An 8111-nucleotide genomic window follows, 5' to 3' on the forward strand; every position below is an offset into this window, starting at 1 on the left:
GCGGTGCAGGTGGGCCGGGCACTCGGGGCCCTGCACTCCCTGCCCCGGGCGCTCGTGATGGACGCGGACCTGCCCGCCTACAGCTCCGAGCAGTGCCGCAAGCGCATGCTCCACGACCTCGACCAGGCCGCCACCACCGGCCAGATCCCCGGCGAGCTGCTGCGCCGCTGGGAGGAGGCCATGGAGGACACCACGCTGTGGCAGTTCTCCACCCGCGTGGTCCACGGGGACCTGCACGAGGACAACATCACGGTGGACCACGGCGCGCTCGCCTCGTTCACCGGGTGGAGCGACCTCCACGTGGGGGACCCCGCCGAGGACTTCTCGTGGCTCGTGGGCATGAGCGACCCCACCTTCGCGGACACCGTGATCGAGGCGTACTCCGTGGCCGCCGTGCAACCCCCGGACCGCCACCTGCTGCGGCGGGCCCACCTCAAGGCGGAGTTCGCCCTCGCCGAGTGGCTCGTGCGCGGCGTGGACCGGGGCATCCCGTCCATGGTGGACAACGCCCGGCGGATGCTGGAGACCCTCGCCCGGGACGTGCGGGACAGCGCCTCACCCGCGCCGGGGGTTCCCGGGCCGCCCCGAGAGGATCCGGCGGCCCAGGACGGGCCGCGGCCCCGGGAGGACCCCGCGGGTCGAGGGTCCGAGGCCGCACCGGCCACCGCACGCGCAGCGGCCGGTGACCTCGACGCCGACGACGCCCGCTCCCCCGGGCTCAGCCCGTCACCTGCTCCGCGCAGCGGGTCCACTGCGGGGTCCGGAACCGGCACGGGGCCGGGCGCCACCGCAGATCCGAGCCCCGCCACAGGATGGGGTAGCACCGCGGGGCCGCACGCCCGTGCTGGAACTGACGTCGGTGCCGGAACTGCGCCCAGCGCGGGGGCGGGCGCCGGAGCAGGCCTCCGTACCGGAGCGGCCGTCAGTGCCGGACCGGACGTCAGTGCTGGTCCGGGTGCCGCACCCGCGCCGGCTCGTTCGGCGGCCGACTCCCCCGAGGATCAGGCTTCGGGCGGCGGCCCCGCCGAGTCCGCCGGATCCACCGGGTCCGTGCCCCGCTCGTAGAGCCGCGACACGATCCGCTCCAGCTGCGCCTCGTCTGCGAGGTCGTGCGGGCGCACCACCTCGTCCGCGGCCACGTAGTAGAACGCCGCCGACACCCGTTCCACGGGCACCTCGTGCAACCGGGCGAAGGCCAGACGGTACAGCGCGAGCTGACCCGCCTTGCGCCGCAGGTCACCGCCGCGCGGCACCCGTCCCGTCTTCCAGTCCACGAGCTCCCACCCGTCGGCCGTGCGGAACACGGCGTCGATGCGGCCGCGCACGGTGAGGGAGCCCACCGGGGTCTCGACGGGCAGCTCCACGGCGTACGGCTCCCGGCTCGCCCACGGGCTGCGGCGGAACGTCTCCGCGAGGCGCGGCAGGTCCAGCTCCTCGTCCACGTGGTCGTCCGCTCCCGGAAGCTCGTCCAGGTCGAAGATCGCGGAGTCCCCGAAGTAGTCCTCGACCCAGGCATGGAACGCCGTTCCCGCGCGGGCCGCAGACCCCGGGCGCCGCGGCATCGGACGCCGCAGGGCGCTGATGAACTCCTCCGGGTTCTCGTCCATGGCCACGAGGGCCGAGGCGGAGACGTGGGCCGGCATGTGCACCGCGCGCCGCTCGAGGCTCGCCTCGCGCTGCGCCAGCAGCAGCTCCGCCTCGCGGCGCCACCGCGCGATCCGTGCACCGGAGGCACCGGTCGCAAGATCCTCGTCAGGCAGCTCCCGGGTGCCGGGGAACCCACCCTGGCGCACCGCCAGGGCCGTGGCCTCCATCCGGCCGCGCCTGCCCTCGTGGGTGGGTGGGAACACCGTCCGCCGCACGCGGCCCTCGGCGTCCCGGGAGGTTCGGGTGATCCGCGGCCCCTCCAGGGGGTCGTAGGGCCACACGGCGCTGACCAGGGTGTCCAGCTGCGGATTGCTCGCGCCCTCCTCCGGCTCCGCCCAGGGCCCCGCCTCGAAGCCCGCCGTGGAGCGCTCCGCCATGTCCCGGGCCTCCTGGAGGAAGGGACTCACGGCCTTGCCCGTCTTGCCCGTCCCGCGGAACACGGTTCCGGAGAGCTCCAGGAGGGACTTGGCGCGGGTGAAGGCCACGTACGCCAGGCGTCGCTCCTCCCCGAGGTCGTGCTCGGCCACGTCCTCGGTGAACTCGCCGAAGGAGTCCTCCACCTCCCGGACGTCGTCCAGGCGGACGTGCCACTGCGGCAGCTGCGCGGCGTCGCCACGCAGGGGCCACGGGAGCTTCGCGGCGTCCCCGGTCCAGGCCGAGGAGTTCTTCGTGGGGAAGTCGTCCTGGTTGAGCCCGGGGACGTACACGTGGTCCCACTCCAACCCCTTGGAGGCGTGCACCGTGAGCAGCTGCACGGCGTCCCTGCGCGTGTGCGCCGGCGGCAGGTCCAGGCCGTTCTCCTCGCGGGTCGCGGCGTCGAGCCACGCGAGGAACGCGGCGACGTCGTGCGTGCGCGTGGTGGCCGTGAACTGCACGGCCTGGTCCGCGAAGGCATCCAGGTTCCGCCGCGCGTGCGCCGGGTCCTCCCCGGGCAGCGCGGCGAGCTCGATGTCCAGTCCCAGCACGGTCTCCACCTCGTGGATCACGGTGGTGAGCTCGTCCCCGAGCACCTGGCGCAGGGCCCGGACGTCCGCCCGCAGGGCGCGCAGCCGGCGCATGCCCTCGGCGCTGATGCTCCGGCCCCGCGAGGACACCCAGCCCTCCCGGGGCAGCGTCTCCACGGCCTCGATCAGGCTGGAGCGGTCCACGAGGTCCGCCATCACCACGGTCTCGAGGCCCTCGTGCCGCGCCGCGGCAGAGGCCGCGTCCGTGCCCGCAGCGGCGTCGTCCTGGGGACCGCGCTCGGAGGCAGGATCCGACGACGCCCCGGTGCCGCCCTCCGCTCGCTCGCCCCGGGAGGCGCGCTCGTGACGGCGCTCGAGCTCCGCGGCCCAGTCCCCGAGGGCCGCGAGGTCCCGCGCGCCGAGCCGCCAGCGGGCGCCCGCGAGCAGCCGGGCGAGGGCGTCCGAGCGACCGGGGTCCGTGAGCACGTGGAGCATGGCCACGACGTCGCAGACCTCGGGAGTGTGCAGCAGCCCGCCCAGACCCACCACTTCGTAGGGGATCCCGAGCGCCTCGAGCTCGAGCCGCAGGGGCTCGAACTGGGCGCGGCGCCGGCACAGCACGGCCATGGTGGGCATCTCCTCGAGGGGCTGGCCCTCGTGCGCCCGGCGCTCGTCGCTGATCAGCTGGGCCACGGCCTGCGCCTCGTCCGTGTCCGTGAGGTGGCGGCTCACCCGCACCCGCCCGCGCACGGCCTGGGGTGACGGGTCCAGGGGAGGCACGCGCAGAGAGGCCGCGGAACGGTTCCACGAGGGCGCCGTGCGCAGCGGCTCGGCCACGGCATTGGCAACGTCCAGCACCGAGAGGCTGTTGCGCCACGCCGTGGTGAGGAAGCTGGTGTCCGCCACGGCCCGCTGCCCGTCCGGCGTGCGGCGGGGGAAGTTCTCCACGAAGCTGAAGAGCTGGCCCGCCGAGGCCCCGCGGAAGCCGTAGATGGACTGCTGGGGATCCCCCACGGCCATCACGCAGTGGCCCTCCCCGTACAGCCCGGAGAACAGGGCCAGCTGGGCGTGGGACGTGTCCTGGAACTCGTCCAGCAGCACCACCTTGAAGCGGTCGCGCTCCGCGGCCCGCGCGTGCGGGTCCACCTGGACGATGCGGGCCGCGAGCGAGAGCAGGTCCCCGTAGTCCAGGGCGGACTCCTCGCGCTTGACGGCGTGGAACCGGTCCACGAGCTGCGCGAGCACCTCGGTCCGCTCCATGCGGGCGAGGGCGGCCTTGACCTTGCTGCCGGGGGTCTTCTTCCGCCCATCCGGCGGGGCGTCCTGGACGCCGCGCCGGAAGCGCTCGACGAAGTCACGAATCGTCGCGGTGTCCACGAGGTGCTCGGAGGCTTCCGAGGAGAGCGTGATCAGCCCCTTCACCAGGGTGTCCGCGGCGGGCACCGACTCGGGCAGCGGGCCGTCCCAGCCCCGCACGAGGTCGCTGGCCAGCTGCCACGTCTGGGCCTGTCCCAGCAGCACGGTGTCCGACTCGATACCCAGCCGCAGCCCGTAGCTGCGCACCAGCGTGTTCGCGTAGGAGTGGTAGGTGCTGACCGTGGGCTCCTGGGCCGCCTCGGGAGCGTCGTCCTCCTCGGCAGGGTCCTCGATCAGCCCGGCACGGCGCAGCAGCCGCAGCTTCTCCGCAATCCGGTGGGACAGCTCCCCCGCGGCCTTGCGCGTGAACGTGACACCCAGGATCTCCTCGGGCCGTGCGAGCCCGTTCGCCACGAGCCAGGCCACGCGGTCGGACATCGTGGTGGTCTTGCCCGAGCCCGCACCGGCCACCACGAGCCGCGGTGTGAGCGGAGAGGAGATCACGACGGCCTGCTGCTCCGTGGGCGGAAAGTCCCCGAGGGCCTCGGCGATCTCGTACGGGGAGTACCTGATCTCCTCCGTGCCGACGTTCTGGTCCGTCATTTCTCCGTCACCTGTCTTCCCTGGGCGCACAGCGGGCACACCCACGGCACGGCGCAGGACCGGCCGTGCCCGCCCTGCTCCTGCTCCGCGGTGTGCCGCGCCTCGAACTGCGCGTCGGACATGAGCAGCGCGGCCTGGGTGATGAGCTCGCGGGCCCACTGCTGGTCCTCATCCAGGGGGTCCTGTTGCTGAACCCCCGGTTTCACGGTGCTGCCCCCGAGCTGCACGAGCAGCGCCCCACCGGGACGCGCCAGCACGGCCCCCTCGGGCAGCTCGATGCGCTCCGGTGGCTGCGTGGCGTGCAGGTCCTCGCGGCCCGCGCTGTTCTGCATGGCCCCGCCCGCGCCCGCCTGCAGCGCCACCTGGTACGCCGCGAGCTGGGGGTGCTCGGGGAGGTCCTCCGCCGGAGGCTTGTGCTTGCCCGTCTTGAGGTCCACCACCACGTGGCGGCCGTGGGCGTCCACCTCCAGGCGGTCCACGCGACCGGTCAGCAGGGCATCCCTGGCGGCACTTCTCACGAGCACCTGGAAGCTGCCCTCCACGGCCACGAGCTCACGGCCGTGCTCCGTGCGCATCTCCCGGGAGTACTGGGCGAACTTGCGGAGCATGGCCTCGGCCCGCTCGAGCTCCTGCAGCCCCGTCCAGCCCCGCGGCATGCCGAGCGAGGGCCAGCGACGCCGCAGCTCGGCCACGAGCTCCACGGCGTCCGCGTCCGGCATGTTCTCGGCGATGTCGTGCACGAGCGTGCCGAGGCTGCGGGTGAGGTCGGTGGTCTCCGTGGCACGGGCCTCGGCCACGAACCAGTCGAGGGGTGAGCGGTGCACGGTCTCGATCTTGGAGGGTGACACGCGCACCAGCTCGTCGGACGCGTAGAGGGGATCCTCCGTGGACAGCGGCGCGCAGCCCCACCACTGGTCCGGGTCGGCACCCGCCACGGGGTCATCCTGGGAGGCGAACCGGTGCAGCAGACGGGCCGCGGCCTCGCGCTCCTCCGGGGTGGACACGGGGTCCTGGAGGGCGCGCCGCAGCGAACCCGTGAGCTGGCGCAGGGTGAGGGGCTCGGGGGCGTCGAGCTCCTCGAGGGGGATGCCGGGGTCCTCCCCCCGCCCCCCGGCCACGAGGGCCACGAACTCGGAGGGCTGCTCGTCCTGGGTGGCGACCGCGGTGACGGTGACCCCCTCACGCGCCCGGGAGACCGCCGTGGCGAACTGGCGCAGCTCGTCCGAGCGCACCTGGCGCAGCCGGTCCACCGCGCCCAGCCGGGCGGCCTCCTCCGGACCGTGGTCCAGCGCATCGGTCAGGACGTCCGTGCCGAGCAGCTGGCCGCGCAGCGCGGTGTTGGGCCACACTCCCTGCTGGACCCCCGCCACCACCACGTGCGACCACTCCCGCCCCGCGGAGCCGGCCGGTGTCATCACGGACACGTTGTCCTCGGCGGGCGCGCGTGCCGCCAGGGTGTCCATGGGCAGCTCCTGGTGGTCCATGTACTCCATGAACGCCTGGGCGGTGGCCCCGGGGACCTGGTCCACGAAGCGCTCCGCGGCTTCGAACAGCCCGACCACCGCGTCCAGGTCCCGGTCCGCGCGCACGGCGTCCGGTCCTCCCTCCAGCGCACGACGACGCCAGCGCACGCCCACGCCGCAGGCCTCCCACAGCGCCCACAGCACGGACTCCGCGGTGGCACCGGGTGCGTCCAGGGCCTGCTGTCCTGCGGCGAGCATGTCCGCCACCCGGGCCGCGGCGTCCGAGCGGACCTCCGCGAGCTCCAGCAGCACACCGTCCGTGAGGGCCTGCACGAGGAGGTCGTCACTCGTGCGGCCACCTCCCGTGCGCAGCTCGTAGCCGCGCAGCCGCTGCCGGATCCGGCGCACCTCCATGGGAGAGGCGCCCCCGATGCGCGAGGTCAGCAGCGAGACCGCCGTTGCGGCGGTGAGCACGGCCTCCACCGCGCGGGGCTCCTCCGCCGCGGTCTCCTCCGTCTCCGCCGGATCCCGCCGCACCTCCTCCGGCGGAGCGGTGTCCTGGGCGGCCAGCAGCAGCCGCAGGGCGTCGAGCAGGGGGATCACGGCCGGCTCGTCCCGCAGGGGGGTCTCCGCGGCCGAGGTGGTGGTGGGAACACCCAGGGCGCCCAGCTGCCGGGTGAGCGCGGACAGCTGCGACCCGCTGCGCACGATCACGGCCATCTCCCGGAAGGGAACACCGTGCAGGACGTGCAGCCGCAGGAAGTGGTCCGCGCACCAGCGCGCCTGGGCCGTGGGGGACTCGAACAGTGCCACCCGGGCCGTGCCCTCCCCGCTGCCGTCCGCGGCCGGAGCGCGGTCCACCCGCGCCCCTGCCACCACGCCGACGGCTCGGGCCACGCGCTGCCACGCCGCTGCCACCTGGAGCGGCATGCGGTGGCTCGTGCGCAGGTGCATGCGCTGCACGGGGCGTTCGGGCGTGCCCACCCGGTCCTCGAGCGTGCGCAGCAGATCCGGCCGGGCGCCGCGGAAACCCTGCACCGTGGTGTCCGGGTTCGCGGTGAACACGGCGTCCCGCCCCCGGGTGAGCACCCCGATGAGCCGGTGGGCGGACGGGGTGGCCTCCTGGAGGTCGTCCACCACCACCAGGTCCAGGCGCTGCTGCTCCCGGGCCAGGAACTCGGGGTTCGCCTCGAGGATCCGGGCCGCCCGGTCCACGAGCTCGGAGGGGTCGAAGGCGTTGGGCATGCGCAGCGCGCGGATCTGCTGGTACTCCTCGCGGAACGCGGCGGCCGTGCGCCACTCCGGGTGGCCGAGCGGTTCCGCCCACGCCGCGAGCAGGTCCGCGGGCACCCGGTACTCGTTCATCCGGTCGAACAGCTCCCGCAGCTGGCCGCGGAAGCCCCGGGTCCCGAGCGCGTCGTCCAGGTCCGCGGGCCACACGACGGCGCCGCCGTGCCCCCGGGCGTGGCCGCGCATCATCTCCGCGAGGAACGCGTCCTGCTCGGGCCCGGAGAGCAGCACGGGAGCCGTGGTGACGCCGGGCAGCAGCCCCTCCCCGTGCGCGCGTCGCAGGACGTCGAACGCGTAGGCCTGCCACGCCCGCACGAGCGGGGTGCTGATGGTGGCCGCGGTCCGCCGGCTCACGAGGTCCCGCAGCGTGGCCGCGGACTCGCGGGACGGGGTGAGCACCAGCAGCCGCTGGGGGTCCGCGCCCTCGCGGATCCGTCGCACCACGCTCTCCACGACCACCGTGCTCCGTCCGGTGCCCGGGGCGCCCAGCACCAGCACGGGCCCGTGTCCGGGGCCCAGCTCCACGACGGCGCGCTGGGCCGGGTCCAGCTCCACGGCCGCCCCTGCGACCTGGGCACCGCGGGGCGGGAGGACCCGCCAGGAGGCTTCTCGCTGCTTCGGCATGCGCCCATCCCACCACGGCGCTCCGACATCCATAAGGACCTGGAGCACGCCCGGTACCGTGGGTCCATGGCCTCCCCGCAACATCCCGACGACGCCCAGCCCGCCCTCTTCGACGCACCCCCGCCCACCGGGGAACCGGCCGCGTCCCGTGCGGCGGGGGTGCGTCGAAGAGGGCGGGCTGGGC

At 74.6% G+C, this 8111-nt stretch carries 3 protein-coding genes; 1 reads left to right on the forward strand and 2 read right to left on the reverse strand.

Annotation, left to right across the window (positions count from 1 at the left end; all coding sequences use genetic code 11):
* On the forward strand, nucleotides 1-1065 hold a 1065-nt coding region (locus CWC38_RS12590; protein WP_276309578.1), incomplete at its 5' end, for a phosphotransferase.
* Here CWC38_RS12590 and CWC38_RS10100 read toward each other — a convergent pair.
* Together CWC38_RS10100 and CWC38_RS10105 are read right to left on the reverse strand one after the other, a co-directional pair.
* Nucleotides 1002-4550 (reverse strand): ATP-dependent helicase, encoded by a 3549-nt coding sequence (locus CWC38_RS10100; protein ID WP_121846616.1) that lies wholly within the window; start codon nucleotides 4548-4550, stop codon nucleotides 1002-1004. The two genes, CWC38_RS12590 and CWC38_RS10100, sit on opposite strands and share 64 nt — an antisense overlap.
* Nucleotides 4547-7927: an ATP-dependent helicase gene (locus CWC38_RS10105; RefSeq protein WP_121846617.1), complete on the reverse strand. Its 3381-nt coding sequence runs from the start codon at nucleotides 7925-7927 to the stop codon at nucleotides 4547-4549. Before CWC38_RS10105 ends, CWC38_RS10100 begins: the two co-directional genes overlap by 4 nt.
* Nucleotides 7928-8111 lie beyond the last annotated feature (184 nt).

The sequence above is a fragment of the Kocuria tytonicola genome (genome assembly GCF_003687455.1).
GTDB classification, from domain to species: domain Bacteria; phylum Actinomycetota; class Actinomycetes; order Actinomycetales; family Micrococcaceae; genus Kocuria; species Kocuria tytonicola.